This window comes from Microbacterium californiense, assembly GCF_047246625.1.
Taxonomy (GTDB): domain Bacteria; phylum Actinomycetota; class Actinomycetes; order Actinomycetales; family Microbacteriaceae; genus Microbacterium.
The window spans coordinates 615,220-634,321 of record NZ_JBFOKQ010000001.1 but is presented as its reverse complement, the minus strand read 5'-3'; the positions used below and the strand labels follow the sequence as shown (position 1 = coordinate 634,321).

Annotated in this window: 23 protein-coding genes and 1 tRNA gene; 11 read left to right on the top strand and 13 right to left on the bottom strand. The window is 64.3% G+C overall.

The features are described 5' to 3' along the window. The first annotated feature begins 137 nt into the window (after positions 1 to 137). Complete coding sequence (locus AB3M82_RS03110; protein WP_412955522.1) at positions 138 to 1,256, top strand: AbiH family protein; 1,119 nt, start codon at positions 138 to 140, stop codon at positions 1,254 to 1,256. Positions 1,257 to 1,268: 12 nt separating this feature from the next. Here the strand turns inward: AB3M82_RS03110 and AB3M82_RS03105 are convergent, their stop codons facing one another. Further along, a complete protein-coding gene (locus tag AB3M82_RS03105) occupies positions 1,269 to 1,871 on the bottom strand; it encodes a recombinase family protein (RefSeq protein ID WP_412955521.1) in 603 nt (200 codons plus the stop codon). 149 nt (positions 1,872 to 2,020) lie between these two features. Then, positions 2,021 to 2,485: a hypothetical protein gene (locus AB3M82_RS03100; protein ID WP_412955520.1), complete on the bottom strand. Its 465-nt coding sequence runs from the start codon at positions 2,483 to 2,485 to the stop codon at positions 2,021 to 2,023. Positions 2,486 to 2,959: 474 nt separating this feature from the next. Here AB3M82_RS03100 and AB3M82_RS03095 point away from each other — a divergent pair, with 474 nt between their 5' ends. Continuing rightward, on the top strand, positions 2,960 to 3,322 hold the full coding sequence (locus AB3M82_RS03095) for a hypothetical protein (protein WP_412955519.1): 363 nt from the start codon (positions 2,960 to 2,962) through the stop codon (positions 3,320 to 3,322). Positions 3,323 to 3,350: 28 nt separating this feature from the next. Further along, positions 3,351 to 3,518 (top strand): hypothetical protein, encoded by a 168-nt coding sequence (locus tag AB3M82_RS03090; protein WP_412955518.1) that lies wholly within the window; start codon positions 3,351 to 3,353, stop codon positions 3,516 to 3,518. 40 nt (positions 3,519 to 3,558) lie between these two features. On the opposite strand, the gene AB3M82_RS03085 is transcribed toward AB3M82_RS03090, so the two are convergent. After that, complete coding sequence (locus AB3M82_RS03085; protein ID WP_412955517.1) at positions 3,559 to 4,299, bottom strand: hypothetical protein; 741 nt, start codon at positions 4,297 to 4,299, stop codon at positions 3,559 to 3,561. Between the two features lie 516 nt (positions 4,300 to 4,815). On the opposite strand from AB3M82_RS03085, the gene AB3M82_RS03080 reads away from it, so the two are divergent. From AB3M82_RS03080 to AB3M82_RS03055, 6 genes are all read left to right on the top strand, one after another. Then, on the top strand, positions 4,816 to 5,544 hold the full coding sequence (locus AB3M82_RS03080; protein WP_412955516.1) for a hypothetical protein: 729 nt from the start codon (positions 4,816 to 4,818) through the stop codon (positions 5,542 to 5,544). Positions 5,545 to 6,042: 498 nt separating this feature from the next. After that, positions 6,043 to 6,372 carry a hypothetical protein gene (locus tag AB3M82_RS03075; protein WP_412955515.1) on the top strand — a complete coding sequence of 110 codons (330 nt, stop codon included), beginning with the start codon at positions 6,043 to 6,045 and terminating at the stop codon, positions 6,370 to 6,372. Positions 6,373 to 6,374: 2 nt separating this feature from the next. Next, positions 6,375 to 6,785 carry a hypothetical protein gene (locus AB3M82_RS03070; RefSeq protein WP_412955514.1) on the top strand — a complete coding sequence of 137 codons (411 nt, stop codon included), beginning with the start codon at positions 6,375 to 6,377 and terminating at the stop codon, positions 6,783 to 6,785. A gap of 125 nt (positions 6,786 to 6,910) precedes the next feature. Next, positions 6,911 to 7,438, top strand: coding sequence for a hypothetical protein (locus AB3M82_RS03065; protein WP_412955513.1), 528 nt, complete (start codon positions 6,911 to 6,913; stop codon positions 7,436 to 7,438). Next, a complete protein-coding gene (locus tag AB3M82_RS03060) occupies positions 7,438 to 8,037 on the top strand; it encodes a recombinase family protein (RefSeq protein ID WP_412955512.1) in 600 nt (199 codons plus the stop codon). The genes AB3M82_RS03065 and AB3M82_RS03060 overlap by 1 nt, the downstream gene beginning before the upstream one ends. After that, entirely contained in the window at positions 8,030 to 8,224 is a 195-nt protein-coding gene (locus tag AB3M82_RS03055) for a hypothetical protein (RefSeq protein ID WP_412955511.1), read from the top strand. The genes AB3M82_RS03060 and AB3M82_RS03055 overlap by 8 nt, the downstream gene beginning before the upstream one ends. 143 nt (positions 8,225 to 8,367) lie before the next feature. On the opposite strand, the gene AB3M82_RS03050 is transcribed toward AB3M82_RS03055, so the two are convergent. The 9 genes from AB3M82_RS03050 to AB3M82_RS03010 form a co-directional block, all read right to left on the bottom strand. After that, a complete protein-coding gene (locus tag AB3M82_RS03050) occupies positions 8,368 to 8,685 on the bottom strand; it encodes a hypothetical protein (RefSeq protein ID WP_412955510.1) in 318 nt (105 codons plus the stop codon). A gap of 289 nt (positions 8,686 to 8,974) precedes the next feature. After that, on the bottom strand, positions 8,975 to 10,342 hold the full coding sequence (locus tag AB3M82_RS03045) for a ParB/RepB/Spo0J family partition protein (RefSeq protein ID WP_412955509.1): 1,368 nt from the start codon (positions 10,340 to 10,342) through the stop codon (positions 8,975 to 8,977). A gap of 300 nt (positions 10,343 to 10,642) precedes the next feature. Further along, positions 10,643 to 11,215 carry an RES domain-containing protein gene (locus AB3M82_RS03040; RefSeq protein ID WP_412955508.1) on the bottom strand — a complete coding sequence of 191 codons (573 nt, stop codon included), beginning with the start codon at positions 11,213 to 11,215 and terminating at the stop codon, positions 10,643 to 10,645. After that, entirely contained in the window at positions 11,215 to 11,778 is a 564-nt protein-coding gene (locus AB3M82_RS03035; RefSeq protein WP_412955507.1) for a hypothetical protein, read from the bottom strand. The genes AB3M82_RS03040 and AB3M82_RS03035 overlap by 1 nt, the downstream gene beginning before the upstream one ends. Positions 11,779 to 11,832: 54 nt before the next feature. Further along, positions 11,833 to 12,435, bottom strand: a complete 603-nt coding sequence (locus AB3M82_RS03030; protein WP_412955506.1) for a Fic/DOC family protein — start codon at positions 12,433 to 12,435, stop codon at positions 11,833 to 11,835. Positions 12,436 to 12,584: 149 nt separating this feature from the next. Continuing rightward, positions 12,585 to 12,815, bottom strand: a complete 231-nt coding sequence (locus tag AB3M82_RS03025) for a hypothetical protein (RefSeq protein ID WP_412955505.1) — start codon at positions 12,813 to 12,815, stop codon at positions 12,585 to 12,587. 116 nt (positions 12,816 to 12,931) lie between these two features. Beyond that, complete coding sequence (locus tag AB3M82_RS03020) at positions 12,932 to 13,423, bottom strand: hypothetical protein (protein WP_412955504.1); 492 nt, start codon at positions 13,421 to 13,423, stop codon at positions 12,932 to 12,934. Positions 13,424 to 13,765: 342 nt separating this feature from the next. After that, the gene (locus AB3M82_RS03015; protein ID WP_412955503.1) at positions 13,766 to 14,641 is read right to left on the bottom strand and encodes a tyrosine-type recombinase/integrase; all 876 of its coding nucleotides are present in this window, start codon (positions 14,639 to 14,641) and stop codon (positions 13,766 to 13,768) included. Between the two features lie 556 nt (positions 14,642 to 15,197). Then, positions 15,198 to 15,271, bottom strand: a tRNA-Met gene (locus AB3M82_RS03010). Positions 15,272 to 15,351: 80 nt separating this feature from the next. On the opposite strand from AB3M82_RS03010, the gene AB3M82_RS03005 reads away from it, so the two are divergent. Beyond that, positions 15,352 to 16,161, top strand: coding sequence for a carbon-nitrogen hydrolase family protein (locus tag AB3M82_RS03005; RefSeq protein ID WP_412955502.1), 810 nt, complete (start codon positions 15,352 to 15,354; stop codon positions 16,159 to 16,161). A 21-nt stretch (positions 16,162 to 16,182) separates the two neighbouring features. Here the strand turns inward: AB3M82_RS03005 and AB3M82_RS03000 are convergent, their stop codons facing one another. Continuing rightward, positions 16,183 to 17,391 (bottom strand): aminotransferase class I/II-fold pyridoxal phosphate-dependent enzyme, encoded by a 1,209-nt coding sequence (locus AB3M82_RS03000; protein WP_412955501.1) that lies wholly within the window; start codon positions 17,389 to 17,391, stop codon positions 16,183 to 16,185. Positions 17,392 to 17,486: 95 nt separating this feature from the next. Between AB3M82_RS03000 and AB3M82_RS02995 the strand changes: the two genes are divergently transcribed. After that, positions 17,487 to 19,067, top strand: coding sequence for a S1C family serine protease (locus tag AB3M82_RS02995; protein ID WP_412955500.1), 1,581 nt, complete (start codon positions 17,487 to 17,489; stop codon positions 19,065 to 19,067). The last annotated feature ends 35 nt before the right edge of the window (positions 19,068 to 19,102 follow it).

The following is a 19,102-nucleotide window of genomic DNA, read 5'->3' as shown; positions in this document are numbered from 1 at the left end:
AGGCAACCCCTCCCGCACGATAGAAGCGCTACGCCCTGCCGTGATCCAGACTGCAGCCAGGGCCACATCAGGAGCCCTGTAGCATCAGTGCACCGACCGGAGGCCTCCGTGCCGCCATGCGAAAGAAAGATGTTTCGATGCCCTACCCATTCATCCCGGAGCCGTCACAGTTCGGTAGACAGTTCAACATAATGGCGCTGGTCGGGAATGGATTCGATATTCAGGTCATGCGCGAGTACGCACAGACCACCACTACACGCTACCCAGATTTCTACCACTTCATGAAGATGAAGAACGTAGATGCCTCTAATCTCGTTCTCAAGGAAATGGAGCAGGCGCTGGAGGACGGCAAGCTCAACTGGAGTGATATCGAAGCGTGCATCACAAGTCTCGAAAGCCGAAGGGTGCCGGTATCCGAGATCCGCTCGTCGCTCGATGAAGTCCGGAACTGCTTCTCAGAGTTTCTCAACTCGGTAGTGAGTGCACCGCTCCTGTCTCGCTTGAGCGAAGACTCCCAAGCGAACGAATGGGCAAGGAAGTCGGCATCTGGTTTCCTGGCTGATATAGCTAGTGCCGACGACCTGCGCAAGATTCCGTTCGGGATGCGTAAGGCGAACTACGACCTCTACAACTACTATTTCGTCAACTTCAATTACACCTCCATGCTGGACGATTACATCCACATGGATCCGGTGCAGTTCGATCCGGTGCCACACTCAACCGTGGATACGAACTTCTGGTTCAACACAGATCCGAAGCGCCTGTCCGGGGACAGCTGGAACTTCAACTCCTCGAGCTACGTTGAGACGCAGGTCGTGCACCCGCATGGATATCAAGACATCCCGCGCTCGATCCTCTTCGGAACGAACGGTGATGGGAACCCGCGGAGCGCTTCGGCCAAGCTGGCGAAGACCTACTGGGCCCGCGTTGACCAGCGCTACGGCCACTTGTTCGGTGACACCGATCTGTTCATCGTGTTCGGATGCTCACTTGGATCCACGGACTCGTGGTGGTGGGAGCACATCGCCATGTCCCTCGCGGCAGCAGAGGGGAATAACCAAGCGCTCCTGCTGTATTGGTGGAACGCCCCATCGGCGACAAAGCTCTCCTCGGAGGCCGTAATGGAGCTGTTCTTTGAAGGCGCCAATGTCTTCGAAGAAGATCGAGCCGCACTAGCGACCAGGATCTGCATCGTCAGCTATGACGATGAGGATGACCGAGTGTGGTTGAGTACATCGCGCGAGGAGCAGGCCTGAACGGCGCAGCCCTCACACGTCACGATTGTCCCTAGCCCTCGCCTTTGTGACTCGGTAAACGGTAGCAATGCTGACGCCGAGCGCCTTGGCAATGTCAGGGATGCTCTCGCCAGCGTTTCGTAGAGCCTGAGCTTGGCGGTTCATGGCTGAGTCGGTTACGCGAGGCCGACCGCCGACTCGTCCCTGAGCTTTCGCGGCCGCGAGGCCGGCGATCGTGCGTTCTCGGTTAAAGTCGCGCTCCATCTCAGCGAAGATCGCCAGCATCTGGAGCATGGCTCTCCCCGTGCTCGTCGTAGAGTCGAGCCCGTCACCGATGCTGCGAATGAAGATGCCGCGCTCCGCCAGGTCTGCGATGAGCGATGCGACGTGAGCTGTCGATCGTCCGATCCTGTCAAGCTTGTATACCGTGATGACATCGCCAGGCTGTGCGTCTTCCAACATCGCGTCCAGCGCAGGCCGACTCACCTTCGCGCCGCTAACACCCTTGTCGATGTACCTGTTGCGCTTGAGGACATTTACCTTATCGAGCGCATCGAGCTGGAGCTGCTCGTCCTGCTGGCCGGTGGATACTCGGACATAACCGAGCTGGGTTCCCTGGGTTGTAGAAGGCTTCATATCTAATTTTACTCTCAGCTACTCACGCGTTATCGAGACTCGCGAATCCCGTGAGTTTTGAGAGTGGCTATTCGAGCTCAATCACCGGCAAGATGGGCCAATACCGGAATCGCAGGAACCGTTCGTTTTTGAGAGCGGCCACTCAGCCCCTATGCCTTCGTGTAGTAGACGCGGTCGCCGTAGCGAGAATGGAGCGTTGATTCGGGAAGGCCAACCAGATCGGCAGCTTGCTTCCAGGTCAGCCGAGAGTTCCTTGACGGCATGACGAGCTTGCTGAGTTCGTCCACCACGAGGGCGTCCACCACATCGATCATCGAGTGCGCGACCTGGAAGCGGTGCATCGGGGTGACCGCGTCGTACCCGCTGACGATGCCGCGCAGCACGTGCGAGGCGATGCTCATGTCGGGCTGTCTGCCATCGACGACATTCTTGGTCAGCACGGTCTTCACCAGTTCGGCCGCGACGTCCACGAGATACCTTGGCTTGTTGTTCTGCATGCTTCGAGCTTCGAGGCCGATTTCGCGCAGGCAGTCGCTAAACGAAATCTCGGATGGCGGATCAACGCAGTCATAGAAGCGCTGCTCCCAATCGTCGCCGTCGGCTTCACTGATCATCGTCGTCACCTTCTGCCAAGGGCACATGTACGTGGATCTCCCCGGGCCTTCCGGATAGGGGATGGAGCTCAATCTGTAGTCCGTGCTCGACCCAGAGCTGCGCTGCGTGCTCGAACTGCCAGGGATCGAGGAGAACGCCGTCTCGGGTTCCGTACGACTCATCGGCTCTCGGGAGAACGCGTGCTCGCCGCGCAACGGACGCCAGCTCATCGAGAAACGCCTCTCGCATCAGAGTGCCTCGATTGTCGAAGCACGACTCTGGTCGGCGTGAGTAGTTGTGCCTCGGCCGGATATGCTCGGTCCAGCGCCAATTCTCCGCTCTCACCAGTCGTTCAATGAGCCCGGTCTCATCAGAACCGTCGAGGTGCGCGCTCACCGTTTCGAGGTACAGCGGCGTCAAGCCGACGAGGAAGTCAGGCTGGAGTACCATTGGTGCGCGCAGTCGTATACCAAGTCAGCGACGACGAGAGTCGGATGGATGTCGTGGACTGGGCTGCGGGCAGCCATCGCGCAGCGCCTCAGCCGTTCATTCTCGGCACTGACCGGGGGGACAAGGCGTTCGAAACGCTCCGGGTCGGCAAGTCGCTGTTCGTTGACGACATCTCGAAGGCACCGGATGACTGGGCAGGATCCGGCGATGGCTACAACACGTTCATCACCACTCCGATCACATCTGCCACGGTGGGTTTTGGCCTGCTCACCGTCGATGCACCGGAAACCGACTCGCTCACAGAAGACGATGAGAACGACCTGCGTCTCATCGCCGGCATCCTCGCGATGATCTTCGCGGAGAAGACCCGAAAGACCCCGGGCCGTGCTGCCGGATCTCCGGCCTAATGTCATACGTTTCGCGTACACTGGCCGCATGACGATCGCAGACCCGGGCAAGGTGGAACTTCTCTCGCGCGCCTCTGACCTCCGCGACCTCTCCAACCCTGCCGTCCGTGAGCAGATCGTCAACGAAGCCAAGCAGGACGCTCAGAAGAGCGTCCTCCGCGGTCGGCGCAACAGGCTTTTCCACCAGGCGAGCTGACCCGTCTGGCGACGGGTGCGTGCTTGGACTGTGAGAGGGCTCAGGTGACTGTGAAGTCGGGCTTCGCCCAATCCGGGGGAGTGTCGAGGGCGTCGCGGATGACGAAGTACCGCTTCCTCTTTCGGCGCTCGAACTCGTCGTCTCCCCAGTAGCCCTCGGTCATACGCAAGAGCCCGTAGTACTCGAGTTCCTTTGTCGCCCGTGTCCACGTGTCGTCAGAGAGCCCGTACTGCTTCTTGCGGTGACCATCCATGAACTCGCCGTCATCATGCTTTGATCCGCCGTTGAGTTCGAGCAGGGCAAGGAGCGCAGCGATTGCTCGGCCGCTGAGCCGAAGAATCCACCCGTTGGTCCACAGGGTAAAAGGAACGCCGACCCAGCGGTTACCGTTTCCCTCCCACGTTTTCCCTGAGCCGTCTGGGTGCAGCAGAAGCAGTCCGGGCTTTCCGTCCGGAAGCTTGCCGGGGGTGATGAGCTCGTGCTTCCGCAACCACCTCTTGGCGTCGTTCGCCCGTCGGGGCCCCGAGTCCGAGGGCAGGTTCAGCAACCGAGCCAGAGACTGCGTCGGGCGATCGGGAACTGTGAACGGCGCACTCGTTGCCTGCATCACGAGGGTCATGTGCAGCTTGAGTCGCAGCTCGTGCGACTGCACCAGCCTGGCCGCCGTGGGGGTCGCATCGGCACGCTTGACATAGGCGATCGGGAGAGCAACGGTGCTCTTACGTTTGGACTTATCGGTGGCTCGACCGAGCGCTTCGATGGCCTCTGAAGGGACGTCCATGGGTGCTCCCGCAAAGAAAGTAGACGTCCTCAGCGGAGTGACGTGAGATCCAGGGGTACCAGTGATACCTGGGGTACTGAGATCCTTCCTTATAAGATACCGCTCAAAGCGTCGTCTGTCTCCGCTGGAACGGCGTCCGGCCTCCGCAGGTAACGTGCCGTGTCTCCGCTGTAGACGGCTCCCCGCTCCGCCCAAGCCGTGATTGAACGGGTTTGCTGTCCTTCTCCGTCTAGCGAGAGAGTGTCCTCATAGCCGGATGCCCCCTCCGTCGGCCAGGACGGGAGGGGGCATCCCGAAGAGAAGGGAGGACCCGATGAATGCAGGCTTCCGCATCACTGTCACGATGAGCGTATCCGGAATCACCATCACTATCGAGCCGTTGTAACTGAGGGAGGGTCGGGCGTCTAAGCCCGTCCCTCCCTACGCGTCTGGTTCATGGCGCCGCGCGTCGTCGTTGCTGGCACCGTGTTGCCACCGAATGGCTGCATGCCTGGCTGCCTCTGCAAGAGTGTGGGTGTGCCTAATCGCTACGGTGACGAGCTGTCCATGCTTCAGGAGATACATCTCAGCCAGGAGTCGGATTCCGCGAAGCATTTGATCGCCTACGGCGTTCATGCGCTACGCACGGCGGCGTTCATCGAGACGACGCGCGACCCGATCATGACGATGCTTTCCATCGGGGTGGAGAAGACGTTGAAGCTCAGTCTTGGCCTGCGGAACGTCGAAGACACCGGCACATGGCTCCCGGCCAGGATTCTCAAGAACGAGTACCGGCACGACCTCATCAAGATGGAGCAGCTACTGCGGGAAGTGATCCGCGCCAATCTGGAACATGCGACGCATCGGTCATTCGTCGATGAGGCCCTCGCTGCGGTCGATGCAGATCCAGTATGGCCACACCTTGTGGCCGCCTTGAACAGGTATGGGCAAGAGGGCCGGTTCTACAATCTCGATGCCCTAGCTGATAACCCCCAGCGAGAAGAGAGTCCTTCAACCTACTGGGATGTGGCCGAGCGGGCCGCACTGGATGACGACGACGACCTCCACGCACTATTTCAGCAGATGCTCGAAGATTTCTCGCTGTCCGCCGAGTTCTACAAGAGGTTGAACGTTCGAATGGCTGACAGCTTGCGGCGCTTCCGGGACTTGGTGGGGTTGGCCGCTGTTCAGGGTGTGCTGGGTGAGCGCGCCAAAGCGTGGGGCCATGAATTCAATACGATCGGTCGTCAGATCACCGACGCCTAGGTGACCGCCTCATAGCCGGACGAGGACTCAGACTGAGCGATGTCCAGCAAACGGTCGCCGAGCCCAGCCCGAGCCCTAGAGGGCTCGAAGGGCCGCCCGGAAAATGATCGCCGCGACGAAGACCATCACGCTGCACCACAACAAGGAGACGGCGTGTGAGCACCGGCTGAATCGAAGTGTCAGAGGCGATCGGTATCCTTCGTCCGTGTCTGACCTGGAGTGTTGCTGGCAGTGCGGGCGATGGGGACAACGCCAGTACGTCCGCAGTTGGCGATCAGACAGCATCGGCCAATGGGAGTGCGCGAACGATCGTGCGTGTCTTCGCAGAGCGGCGCGTTCGAGAAGGTAACGCGGCTGCTGTCCGTATAACGTTCCTCAAATGAGACGCCTCGGCGTCTCTCTCCACAGGCGTCAGTCCGGGATGTCAGTGGTCTCACATAGGCTGTCCGCCGTGCATCTCATTTGGGGGTGCCCATATGAGACGGAGAGGTTGCGCTCATGGCGAAGCTAGACGAGATCACGGATGAAGAGCTATTTGATAAGGGGATGGTCTCGGTCTATTTCCTGAGGAGCTTCATCGGAAACCAATACCGCGCTTACGTGGCATTGCAGGTACTCGTCGTGATCCTGCTGACGACTACCAGTGTCTGGGCGTTCTTAACCGCGATCAGAGCGTTCACGAACGACCTGCCGATCCTCGGGTGGGCATGCGTCGTTGTTGTCGGGTCGGTGGCTGCTGTTGTCGTCGGATCGCTGGTACTACTCGTGCAGCGCGGTGCTCTGGTTCGCAGGGTTATGTCTGCGCCAGTGGATCGGGCGGGGGAGTGACCATGTCTGATGACAGCAGGATCAGCGCGAAGGCTCAGGAAGAAGCCCTCTACAGACTGAGCAGACGGAATAGGAAAGGCGTTTCGCTCGATCGGCGCATCCATCGTCTGGCCGACGTGGTTGAAGCGCAGATCGACGACGATGAGGCACAACTCGTCTTCGGGGCGCTCCCAGAGGATGATCAACGCGAGGTGGTGCTGGTGTTGTTCGAGCGCCGCCGGGCTGCTCGATCGCTCTTCTGGCTGAGCATCCTCATGGTCGTGGTTGTGTTGGTGATCATGAGCTGGATCGGCGGGGATACGTACTGGCCAATGTTCATCGCCGGTGCCGGAGGAGGGCTATTCGCGCTCACAAGGTTTATCCGGTGGCGCACGAGCGACCACCGTGTCCTTAGGCTTCATTTCACCAGCTAGCTTGGGGGGCCTTGGTGAGTGCCGCTGTTTCGGGCGATTGCAACGTCGGAGAGCACCGCGGGTGCACACGTGATGCGTGGGATGTCGACGTCGACCAGATTGGGAGATGCGGGTGTGCGTGCCACGTGGACGGGCGCTGGAAAGTGATCAGCCCCGAGCTGGCTTCCGATTGGCTCGTCCGCAGCGCCTTGCCGGCGTTCTGCGATCTCGGAGGCTTTGCTGAGGATGCCGAGTGGTTGCGCCGGCTGGTGCCATACCAGGGTCATACACCGTCTGGGCGTCTGAAGGGTTGGAAGGGTGCCGGGCGCCGGGTACTGGCGATCGAGGAACGGGTCAAAGATGCCTACCACGCGTTGATTCACGAAGCGCGCGAGGCTGGCCGATCGCTGAACGCGAATGATCTGCCTGAACTCGATCCAGACGCACGGGCAGAGGTTCGAGGTGTAGCTGTGTTCGCGAGGAACGCGATGCTGCCGTCGAGGGTTGGCTGGGACGCTTACCGGGTGTTCAGCACGATCAGCCGCTTTGCTGCGCATGCCGGTCACTTCTACGGCATGGACGACGAGGCCACGGAGACGATCAGCCAGGTATGGCATGAAGCTTGGACCGCGATCAGTGATCGGGCTCGCCTCAGTGGGTTGGAAGCCGTCTGATGGAGTTCGGCTATTCGCGGGTCTCGACTGTCGGGCAGGATCTCGAAGCGCAGCGGCTCTTCTTGCTCGGGCAAGGCATCCGGAAGGAGAGGATCTTTTTCGACCACGGCTTCACGGGCAAGACCATCGAGAGAGCAGGACTGCAGACCCTGCTCGCGGCGGTGCGTGAGGGCGACAAGATCATCGTCCCTCGGCTCGACCGTTTCGCGCGCAACGCGGAGGAGACTCTCCGGCTGGTTCGTGAGATCACGGAACGCGGTGTCATCTTCCAGTTCACGCACAGCGTCTATGACCCGCGTGATCCGTTCAGCAAGCTGTTCATGACCTTCCTGGCTGCTCTCGCCGAGGCCGAGGGCGGATGGATTAGCCTGCGTACGCGGGAGGCGATGGCGCGGCCGAGCGTGCGCGCGAAGCTCAAGGGGCGCCAGCCCCGGTTCTCGCCCAGGGAGGACGCGGCAATCGCGCGTCAACTCGAGCAGGGCGAGTTCACCCCAGGGGAGGTCGCGACGCTGTTCCATACGTCCCGGGCGAGTGTGTATCGAGCAGCAGAGCGGCACCGTCAGCGGTCGAGGCGAGACGCCGGGATCTCCGATGGGTAAGGACGTCTACTACGTCTCGTTCCGTGAGAGTGCCGTCGTCACCGAGGCCGTCTTGGCCCGTTCCAAGGCGGAGGCGATTCGGCTCGTCAAGGACGGCGAGGGCAAGCGTGTCAGTTTCGAGATAGACGAGACCCGGTTTCCGACCAACTTCGAGGCCGAGCGCGAATCAGAAACAGACGCAGGCTGAGAACGATGCCAGGGCACCCGGCGTCGGATGCTCTGCGGGCTGTGGAGACTTCGATCCGCAGTCCGGCGGATGTCACGGAACTGGTCGTTGGCTGTCACGAAACCGGCCGGGGAAGAGGGGGTGCGTCGTGCGACTTGCGATCCCTAGGGCACCTGGGTTCTGGTGAGCTTGCGGTACAGCCAGCGGATACCAATGAACGCCGGCAGGATCAGCACCGCGTAGACGAGAGTCGACCAGTCTGCGCGGGCCACCGATATGAGAACGCCCACGAGCACCATTGCCGCGTAGAGGAACGCTGGACTGCTCTTCTCGCCCTCGGGTTTGATGAGGATCAGGAGAGCGGTCAGGGTTGAAACGACCAGAACCGCCCCGGCTCCGACGACGCCGAGCGGACCGAGGAGGGGGTCCAGTATAGGAGCGGGGTACACCGGCCCGATATCGCGCCAGTCTGTTCCATCCATCGGTCTCATATTTCGTTCCTTCTTGTGTCCGCGTGCGTCGTCGCGGAGACTGCCCACTGGGGCGATGCGTCTCTGAGACGGCGCGGACGGGTCTTCTCGGAGTCCTCATTCTTGCGGGTTGCGGCCGTAGTCGCGCAGCACGCACGAGGTTGGCTCCCAGCGGTGTTCCGGGAGATGTTGTGGAACGTCTCTCGGCGATGACGCTGGTTTCGCCCGGCGCGGATCCTCGGGCATCTGGGTTCTGCGGGACTGGTCGCCCGGGATCCCGAGCGACCAGTTCCGTTGGGTGTTACTCGGAGGTGGTGGGTTCGATCCTCGCGGCGATCTTCTCGACGGGTGTCAGCGGGTAGCCCCAGTCGGCGATGATCTCCAGGTAACGGGCGGTGGTGGTGCTTGGGTGCTGCCAGGTGCTGCGACCGGTGTTCTCCTCGATGCCGCCGAGGGTGATCGCCAGGGCGACGTGCTGGGCTTTGATCGGGTGGTCTGCGAGGTAGCCCTCGAATCGGTTGGTGTTGTATCCGTTGGCCGGTTGGGTGATGTTGAGCAGGTTTGCGGCGAGGGCGTTGCCGTGCCTGAGCGCGGACGACACGTGGTGACGACCTGCTGTGAGTAGTTCCGCGATGATCTGTGGGTGTTCTTGGGGGAGGGTCTTTCTGCTGAGGAATGTGGTGAGCCATTCGCGGCGTACGGTCTCGGCGGCATCCCATGCCTTGTTGTTCTCGATGATCGTTTTCCGTTCGGCTTTCTCCTCGTCGGTCATGGGTCCGCGCGGGGCGTCACCGCCGGAGTTCCGCTTCTTGAATCCGTGGGCCTTGGGGGTTTTGAGGTAGTAGGTGATGTCCGCGGTTCCGGAGCGGTAGACCTGCACGTACGCGGATGCACCGTCGAGTCCAGTGATCGCATCGATCGTTACGGGCTGTCCGTCTGCGGTCGCCAGGTCCCGGATGCGGACGAGGGTGCGGTCGTCCCACGACGGGCGGTCGTCGAGGATTGTGAAGCCCTTCGCGGTGAGGTCGGTGATGGTGGCGAGGCGCAGGTTTTCTCGGTCTCGGTCGTCGCGGGCGCGTTGCGCGTTGTAGGCGAACTGCTCGGGGTTGTTCGTGGCGGCCTCGATCAGAGCGGCAACGACTTTCTGGTCACCGTCGAATTCCATGAGCACCGCGGCTTGATCGAGGGTGAGCGCGTGGGCGCTGATGGCCTCTGAGGCCGTGGTGTTTCCCGCTACTTCGAGGCTGGTCTTGACCTCTTCGCGCTTGGTGCCGGTGCGCTTGGCGATGGCGGTCACGGTGAGGCCTTCGAGTTCGAGTCTCTTGTACGCGGCGACCTTGTCTGTGTCGGTCATCGAGTCGCGTTGCTCGTTCTCGACCAGTTGCTGGATGATGCGGTCGGCTTCTTCGCCCTGTGCGTCGACGAGGTACACGGGGATGCTGGTGAGTCCGGTCTCGCGTGCGGCGAGTACTCGGCGTTGTCCTGCTCTCACGTGCACTGTGCCGTCGGGGGTGCGGTGGCCGAGTACCGGGGTCAGGACGCCGTTGGCGCGGATGCTGTCGAGGAATCCGGTGTCGAGTCGTGCTTCGGTGCGCACGTTCGTTTCCAGGGTGATGGTGTTCGGGTCCGCCTCGATGAGGGTGCCGACGTTGATGTTGGTGTTCGTCATGGTCTGTCTCCTACCTCTCGTTTCTTTGCCCTGAAGGCACGAATGTGCCTGTCAGGGAGAAGGACGGAGCGCCACCCGGAGGGCCGTGGGGGAGAGAATCTCGGGCGAAATAAGCGCAGCGCGTCCGAGATTGTCGGAGGAGCGGGCCCCGCGGAGCGGGGCTTGCGTGGAGGACGCCGACCGTAGACTGCCGCAGGCTTCACGGCAAAGAAACGCGCGCCCGCGCGTTGGGGCACTGCGGACGGCTCCGCCGGCCGTCCGTTCAGGGGAGGAGCTCAGCGACGATGCTGCGCCTTCCGGCTAGGGGAGGGGGCGGCTGAGGGCGGTGGCGGCATCGACGACCGCAGGCGTTGCGAAGCTGAGGGCGGTGATGTCGGTGAGCGTGATGGGGGCGGGATCGGCTGTGGTGCTCCAGAGCATGAGGTTGGTCCAGTGCGGGCGGTGGTAGGACCACCACTGGAGGCCTTGCCAGGTGCGTGCGCCAGCCGGGTTCTTCTCATCGAAGATCGCTGCGGCGCGCCTTTGCCCCGCGGGGCGATTGCGGATCACGACCTCGCTGGGTCGCATGCCGATCCGGAGCAGGTTGGCGGGGTCGTCGAAGTCAAACAGTGCGAGGTCGTCAGGGACTGTGAAGGTCGCGAGAGCGCGCCGCACGCCTGGCGTGCCGGTGTCGAACATGCGCGGCGTCCAGCGGGCGAGATCCCCGAAGGTTTCACCGATGGCGCCTTCGGGTGACTTGGCGAGGTACCAGGAGTCGTAGAGGTCGGTGTTGTCCCAGCGTCCGCGGCCCTGGGGCTTGTGGAGGTAGAGGGGGTGCCCGTTCTGCCCGGGCTTGGCGTTGGGTTGGTGGTAGAAGACGCGGTAGACGAGCATCAGGCGAAGGCGCCGGCCATGGCCTGATCGAGGGCGTCGATCACGGGTCCGGAGCCTTGGGTGGTGATGACGTCGATGGGGCGGGCGCCGTCGAGGTAGGCGTTGTTGCCGATCAGCCAGGAGTTCACGGTGTCGTCATCTGCCCAGAGCAGGCGCGCTCTGGCGACGACGTGCTCGAGGTCCACGATCGCGCGGGTGTTCTCGGAGTTCGGGGACTCTTGGCCGCTGATCCACCGGGTTGGCTGCGAGTTCGACACACCCAGGGTGCGCGCCAGTACAGCGCGGCTGCCCAGGGCTTTGGCGACGAGTTCGGTGCGGGCGGGGATCATCAGACTCTGCGTGACCACGGATCCGGCGGCCACTTCGGCGGAGGTGGAACGAGGCGCGCGGTTCACAACGGTCTGGGCGGTCACAGACTTGGCCTCAGCGTTTCGCAATGAAGCGGTGGAGTTGAGGTCGCTCCCTGTTGTACGGATTACGCGTGATTTTCCGGCAGACGCGGCCTTCATGCGCTGGGACTTGCGCAGAGCTGCACCGTTCCTCGAGGGCTTCTTGGTGGCCATACTCAGATGATACGCCCAATACAAGAATTGGGCGCTTGCATTCGACAGCGCCGATCAGAGGTGTGGGCCGTCGTAGATGTTGTCGGGCCCATTGCCTGTCACGGGTCCGGTGTTGGGGTTGACGTTGATGCTGCGGTCGGGCGCAGGCCGAGTCGGTGGCGGGGTCCCGTGCGTGGCGGCCTTGAAGAGCGGGACGAGCGGGCGGGGGTCGATCCAGGTGCGGTCTCCGCGTGGGCTGCTCTGTGCGGATGCTTCATCCCAGGCGTCTCGGTCTACCTTCGTGAAGTCGAGTGTGAATGGGCTTTGCGCGGCGATGTCGCGTAGGAAGACCTGGGTGGTGCGGCCGTTGCCTTCACGGAAGGGATGAGCCTGGTTGAGGTAGGCGAACGCTGTCGCGGTGGAGTTCACGAACCGTTGACGGTCGATTCGCTCCCAGTCGATGTCTTGGACGAAGCCGTGCACCTGGTCGATGAGCTCATGGATCTCGCCGCGGCGCGGCTTCGCGAACTCGCTGTCCTCGCTCTTCTGGATCCGCACGTCCCGGACTTCGCCGGCCCAGTCGTAGACGTCCTGGAAGAGGTGCCGGTGGATCGCCCGTAGATGGTTCAGGTCATACGTCTGCGGGATTGAAACGACGCCTCTGTCGATCTCGCGCATTCGGAAGCGAGTGGCGTCGTACTCGAGGGCGAGTAGTACAGCATGGTCTCGCACCTCGAGCTTGTTGCGAAGTGTCCCTTGCCGAGTCTGCGCGTCGTATGTCTCGGGGTAGAAGTAGGACTCCCATGCCTCCCATCCGGTGGCCACGCTCAGGACGCGGCGGGGTGTTGCTGCGTCGCGTGCTCGTGAGCGCGACGCAGGTACTCCGCATGGTCGTAGTCACCGCGTTCGTAGCTCAGCAGGTTCTCGACCGCGGCGCGTTCGGGTTCCCACCCGGCGAGGTAGGTCATCGCGAACGTCTGCCGGTAGCTGTCTCGGGTTTTCTCGTCCATGCCGACAAACAGTTCCGGCCACATGGCCACCACGTCGCACCCGGTCATCCCAGCCTCCTTAGGGCCAAGTCAACCATGGGATGGCCATTGTCACAGATACCCGGTGTCCGGCCAGTGTGACCGGTCGCAGCGAGCACCGGCCAATGAAGGCCGGGGGTCACGCGTCACTGGGTGTGGTGCTGCGTGCGGTAGCCGTCACTGATTTCGTCGCGGACGGCGTTGACGGCGAGCTGGACCCTGATCGCTTCCTTCTTGTAGTCGGGCATCTTCGGGTCCTCGAGCGATGCCCGAAGCTTGGCGTCGTCGCCTGCGCGCTGATCCCACAGGTGCGGGATCCGGTCCCTACCGAGCAGTCCGATGAGGGTGAGTGCTTCGGCGCCCATCTTGGACGACTCCTGTCGGTCCGATGATCCGCCTCGGTTGAGGTTCTCGAGCAGCCGGGACAGCGTCTCCAGCTCGAACATAAGGTGCGCCTGCCGAAGGGCCTCTCGACGGTCAGCCGCTGCAACCTCGGCGGCGGCTGCACGATCGCCCTCGGCGATCTTCTGCGCGTTCCGGCGGTCTTTGGAGGAGACGACTAGGGCGACGATCGCGGCGCCGATGGCAGCGATCACGACGAGTACCTGAATCCAATTTCCGATGACCTCTGTGTCCATGGTGTGAGTCTGACACCGGTCACGGACACGGCGTCCGGTCGGGCTGCCGCTCACGAAGGTACATGTGTGTCCGGGCCTGGCAGATGTCCGGCCATTGACCTAAGCATCGACGGATAGGCGATGGTCGGGGACGGTCAGACGTGTCGGCTGGCATGCCTGACCGGCCAACAGCGGACAAGGTGGCAGAGGTGGTCGGTGAGCTGCGCGGCCATGGGAGAGTGCGCGCCGGCCATGTCCGGCCAGTGGCCGCTGCGGATGATGACCGATGCGCTGCCACGATGCTGGCCTTGTGTCCGGTCACGGTGTGACCGGACAGGACTCGTCTCGTGGTGCGTGTCGGAATCAGACGGCGGTCAGTCGTGGAGACGTAACAGTGATGTTCGTGTGTTCGACGGACAGGCGGACATTGAGGCCGACATCGCGAGCACGTGCGGACACGTCCGCGATCTGTTGGATGACCTCGGCCAGGCTGTGTCCGCTTTCGGGCAGTTCCGAGGCGGGACGGACACCGAGGCTCGTGGCCGAGGTGACGTCCGCGATCTCGGACTCGTCTACGTGGACGTAGAGGGCAGTGGTGTCGAGTGAACTCTGACCGAGCAGGCTCTGGACGGCTCGGATGTTCTTCGTGCGCTGGAAGCCCTCCCGGCCTGCGCGGCGCCGGAGGCTGTGGGTCGACCATCCGGGGCCGAGCATCCGCACGACCCATTTGTAGACCGTGCACGGGTGAAGGTGGCCGTTGGTTCCCCCGGGGAGGTAGTAGGACGTCCGTCCTTGAAGCGCCTCGATGTCGAGGAGTGTCTTGAGTGTCGCGTCGTCGAGCGGGATGCGGCGGCTCCGGCCTCCCTTCCCGACGACGGTGAGGATACGTCCGTCGCGGTTGCGGGGGTGGCTGGTTGCGATCTCTGTGCGCCGGAGACCGAGGCTTGCGCCGAGCTGCAACACAGCGCGTTCGTGCAGGGTTGCGCGGCCGAGAGCAGAGAGGATCGAGGTCTCAGGTGCCGGTGGGCGGGCGTAGCGCGGCACCCGCACCTGTGGGATGCCGACAGCGGGGTCTCGGGCGAGGAGGTCATGCTGGTGCGCCCAGCGGAAGAACAACCGCAGGCTCGTGGCCACCTTCTTGCGGTACTCCGGTCTCCACTCAGGATGCGTCGCGAAGTATGCGATGACTTCTTCGGGTCCCGCGAGGGTCAGGTCGCCGGCGAAGCGCGAGAAGCGCACGACGTCTCCGACTCGTTGTGCGATCGTGTTTGACGCTCGCCCAGCAGCCACCAGTGTGGTCTGATATCGATCCAGCAAATCCAACTCCCTGAAACAAGTTGGAAAAATCTACACAGGGTGCGTGTCGTGTGGGCGCGGCTGTCGGTGATTGTGGATAAGGTACCTGGCATGGCCACCCGACCATTGGCGCAGACGGAGCAGGAACACATCTCCGTCCGCACGGTGCTGATGATGTTCCTCTGCGGGAACATGAAGCTCGCCGGGCTGCAACGACGGACTGGGCGCGACTACCGGACCCTTCAGACGAAGCTGTTCTTCGACGGCAGGGGAAAGTGGAAGCCCGAGGACGTCACTCAGCTCGCTGAGATCTTCGGAGTGTCCGAGGCATGGTTGCGCGGGGAATATCCGCTCGATCCGATCATCGAGTGGGAAGAGCCCGGAGCCGAGACAACTGAACAGACAGAAAACCAATCACGGACGCGTGATGTTGAGGATCCCCCCGTCAACGACGAAGGCCCGATCCCCTCTGCTGAGGGAACCGGACCTTCGCTTCTTGTTGCGGGGACAGGATTTGAACCTGCGACCTCCGGGTTATGAGCCCGGCGAGCTACCGAACTGCTCCACCCCGCGGCACGAGGAATAGCCTAACACGCGTTTCCGGGGCACGCGAATCGAGGCGCGGAGTCGGCGTGGTGAGGGAGGATGAGGTCATGTCTTCCCCTACCGCCGTTCCCGTCGCCGTCTGCCAGTTCGCGCCCGGTCCGTCCCGCACGGAGAATCGCGAGCGCATCGCCGAGCAGGTGGCGGAGGCCGCGGCGCGCGGAGCCCGTCTGGTCGTCTTCCCCGAGTACTCGAGCTACTTCGTTCACCCGATGGACGAGACGCTCGCCGAGAATGCCGAGGACCTCGACGGCGAGTTCGTCGGCGCGCTGACCGCGATGGCCGCCGAGTACGCGGTGGTGATCGTCGCGGGGCTCGTCGAGAAGGCGACGGAGGGCACTCGCGTGCGCAACACCGTGGTGGCGGTGCGCGGTGACGGGGTGCGCGCCGTGTACCGCAAGCAGCACCTGTACGACGCGTTCGGTCAGACCGAATCGGACTGGGTCGAGCCGGGAGCCCTCGGCGAGGCGGCGGTCTTCGAGCTCGGCGGCCTGCGCTTCGGCCTGATGACCTGCTACGACCTGCGGTTCCCCGAGGTGGCGCGCACGCTCATCGATGCGGATGCCGATGCGCTGGTCGTCCCCGCCGAGTGGGTGCGCGGTCCGCTGAAGGAGCACCACTGGACGACGCTGCTGGCCGCGCGGGCCATCGAGAGCACGGCCTACGTCATCGCCGCCGACCACCCGGCGCCGATCGGCGTCGGTCATTCGCAGATCGTGGATCCCCAGGGCGTGGTGCTCGCGGGGGTCGGCGAGGTCGAGGGCATCGCCGTGGCGACCGTGGAGCGCGGGGCGATCGAGCGGGTCCGAGCCGGCAACCCGTCCCTGCGGATGCGCCGCTACACCGTCGTGCCCCGCTGAGCGGTCGGTCCGGCGGCGCGCTCAGCCGCGCAGCGACGCGAGGCGGGACACCGCCTCTTCGAGGACCGAGACCTTCTTGCACGCGGCGAAGCGGACGATCCCGGAGGATGCCGGTTCTCCGCGACGCTCGGGCGACAGGAACGCCGCGAGGGGGATGGCGCCCACACCGACGCGCTGGGGGAGCGAGCGACAGAAGGCGACGCCGTCCGCTCCGCCGATCCCGCTGGCGTCCGCGAGCGTGAAGTACCCGCCCTGCGGGGTGTACACGGTGAAGCCCGCCGCCCGCAGGCCGGAGCCGAGCAGCTCGTGCTTGCGCGCGAGGGTGGCCGCGGCATCCGCGAAGAACGCGTCTCCGAGACGGAGCCCGACCGCCACCGCCGGCTGGAACGGCGAGCCGCCGACGTAGGTGAGGAACTGCTTCACCGTGACCACGGCGGTGACGAGCTCCGCCGGACCGTGGAGCCAGCCGATCTTCCAGCCCGTGGCCGAGAACGTCTTGCCCGCCGACGAGATCGTGAGCGTGCGCTCCGCGGCGCCGGGCAGGGTGGCGATCGGGGTGTGGGGCGCGTGGAAGGCGAGGTGCTCGTACACCTCGTCGGTCACGATGACCGCGTCGTGCCGGTGCGCGAGGCGGACGACCTCGGAGAGGACCTCGCGCCCGAACACCGATCCGGTCGGATTGTGCGGGTCGTTGACGAGGATGATCCGGGTGCGATCGGTGACCGCGTCGGCCAGTCGATCGAGGTCGGGCTGGAAGTCCGGCGCCTGCAGCGGGACGGTCCGCAGGGTGCCACCGGCGAGAGCCACCGCGGCGGCGTAGGAGTCGTAGTAGGGCTCGAAGACCACCACTTCATCGTCGGGGCCGTCGATCAGCGCGAGAAGCGTGGCGGTGAGGGCCTCGGTCGCTCCCACCGTCACCAGCACCTCGGTTACGGGATCGACGTCGAGCCCGTAGAACCGCTTCTGGTGCTCGCTGATCGCGGCGCGGAGGTCGGGGGTGCCCCGGCCCGGAGGGTACTGGTTCACGCCATCGGCGATCGCCCGCCGGGCGGCTTCGATCACCTCGACAGGGCCGTCCTCGTCCGGGAAGCCCTGACCCAGATTGATGGCCCCGGTTTCGGCCGCGAGGGCGGACATCTCTGCGAAGATGGTGGGCGAGACGGCTCCGTCCGCCGCGAGAAGACCTGCACCGGCTGCCGTGCGCCGCCATGCGCCGGGAATGACACTCATGAAGAACAGGCTAAGGCCATAGCGGAAACTCACCTTCGACATACGAAACGCACAGACACGCGGAGCATGCTGAAGGGGCGTCGAAGGAGCAGACCATGAACGAAGACAACACGCAGGACTCGGCACCCGTCGTGCCGCCCACCGAGGCCGCAGAGGCAGCCGGCCGTCCGCCGGCGGACACCCCGGCCCCCACGCCGGAGGTTCCGCAGGCCTCCTCGGCGCTCGAGGTCGCGCCGCCCGCCCAGCGCCCGGCCTTCGCCGCTGCCGGCCACGACATGCCGTCGACGTTCGCGTCGCCCGTCGTGTCGGCAGCACCGTTCACCCCCGGGGCCGCGTCGCAGCCGACGGCCACGGCGCCGGGTGCCGCGTTCGGCCTGCACTCCGGTGTCGCCCCCGCCCAGCCCACGCTCCCGTTCGGGACCGCCGCGGGCGGGTCGGGCGAGCAGCCGTCCGACGGAGGCGCCACCGCGAACGGCGGCAAGCCGCGGGGCGGGGTCCGGCTCGCCGCGCTCGTCGTCGCCGCCGCGCTCGTCGGGGGCATGGCCGGATTCGGCGGCGGGGCCATCTGGAACGCCGTCGGGACCCCGCCGTCCAGCGGCGTCGCCACGGGACCGCAGACCGTGACCGTCAACAACCCCGGCTCGGTCAACGAGACCACCGCCGTGGCGTCCAAGGCCCTTCCCTCGGTCGTGACCATCGAGGTCGCCGGATCCAGCGAAGCCGGCAGCGGCTCGGGCGTCATCATCAGCGACGACGGGTACGTGCTCACCAACACCCACGTCGTGACCCTCGGAGGAGCGGTCGCCGATCCGACCATCCGCGTCACCACCTCGGACGGCCGGATCTTCGAGGCGACCGTCGTCGGCACCGACCCCATCTACGACCTCGCGGTGATCAAGCTCAACGGCGCGGAAGACCTCACGCCCATCGAGTTCGCCGACTCGTCGAAGCTCAACGTGGGCGACACGGCCGTGGCGCTCGGCGCTCCTCTCGGCCTGTCGAACTCGGTCACGACCGGCATCGTCAGCGCCCTGAACCGCAGCATCCAGATCGCCTCGTCGGCACTGCCCGACTCCTCGTCGGAGGACGCCCCGCAGGAGCAGGCTCCGGAGGAGGGGCAGCAGGGTCCGTTCCAGTTCGACCTTCCCGGCAACGGGCAGCAGCAGACGTCCGCGTCGATCTCGATCGCGGTGATCCAGACGGATGCCGCGATCAACCACGGCAACTCGGGCGGCGCCCTCGTCGACAGCAAGGGCGAGCTGATCGGCATCAACGTCGCCATCGCGAGCGCCGGCTCCTCGGAGGAGTCGGGGTCCATCGGACTCGGCTTCTCGATCCCCTCGGACATCGCGAAGCGCGTGTCGGAGGAGATCATCTCCGACGGCAGCGCCTCGCACGGTCTGCTCGGCGCCTCGGTGCAGGATGCGGCATCCGTGGAGTCCGCGAGCGTCGCCGGCGCCTACATCGCTGGCGTCACCGACGGCGGCTCGGCCGCCGCGGGCGGACTCGAGGAGGGCGACGTCGTCACGGCGTTCAACGGGGTGCCGATCACGAGCGCCAGCGACCTCACGGCACAGGTCCGTGCCGCCGCGGGCGGGAGCACGGCGGAGGTCACCTACATCCGCGACGGCAAGCAGTACGACATCGAGGTCACGCTCGGCGAACTCGCCGGCTGAGACCCGGGTGCACGCAGCGCCCCGAGAAGGACGCC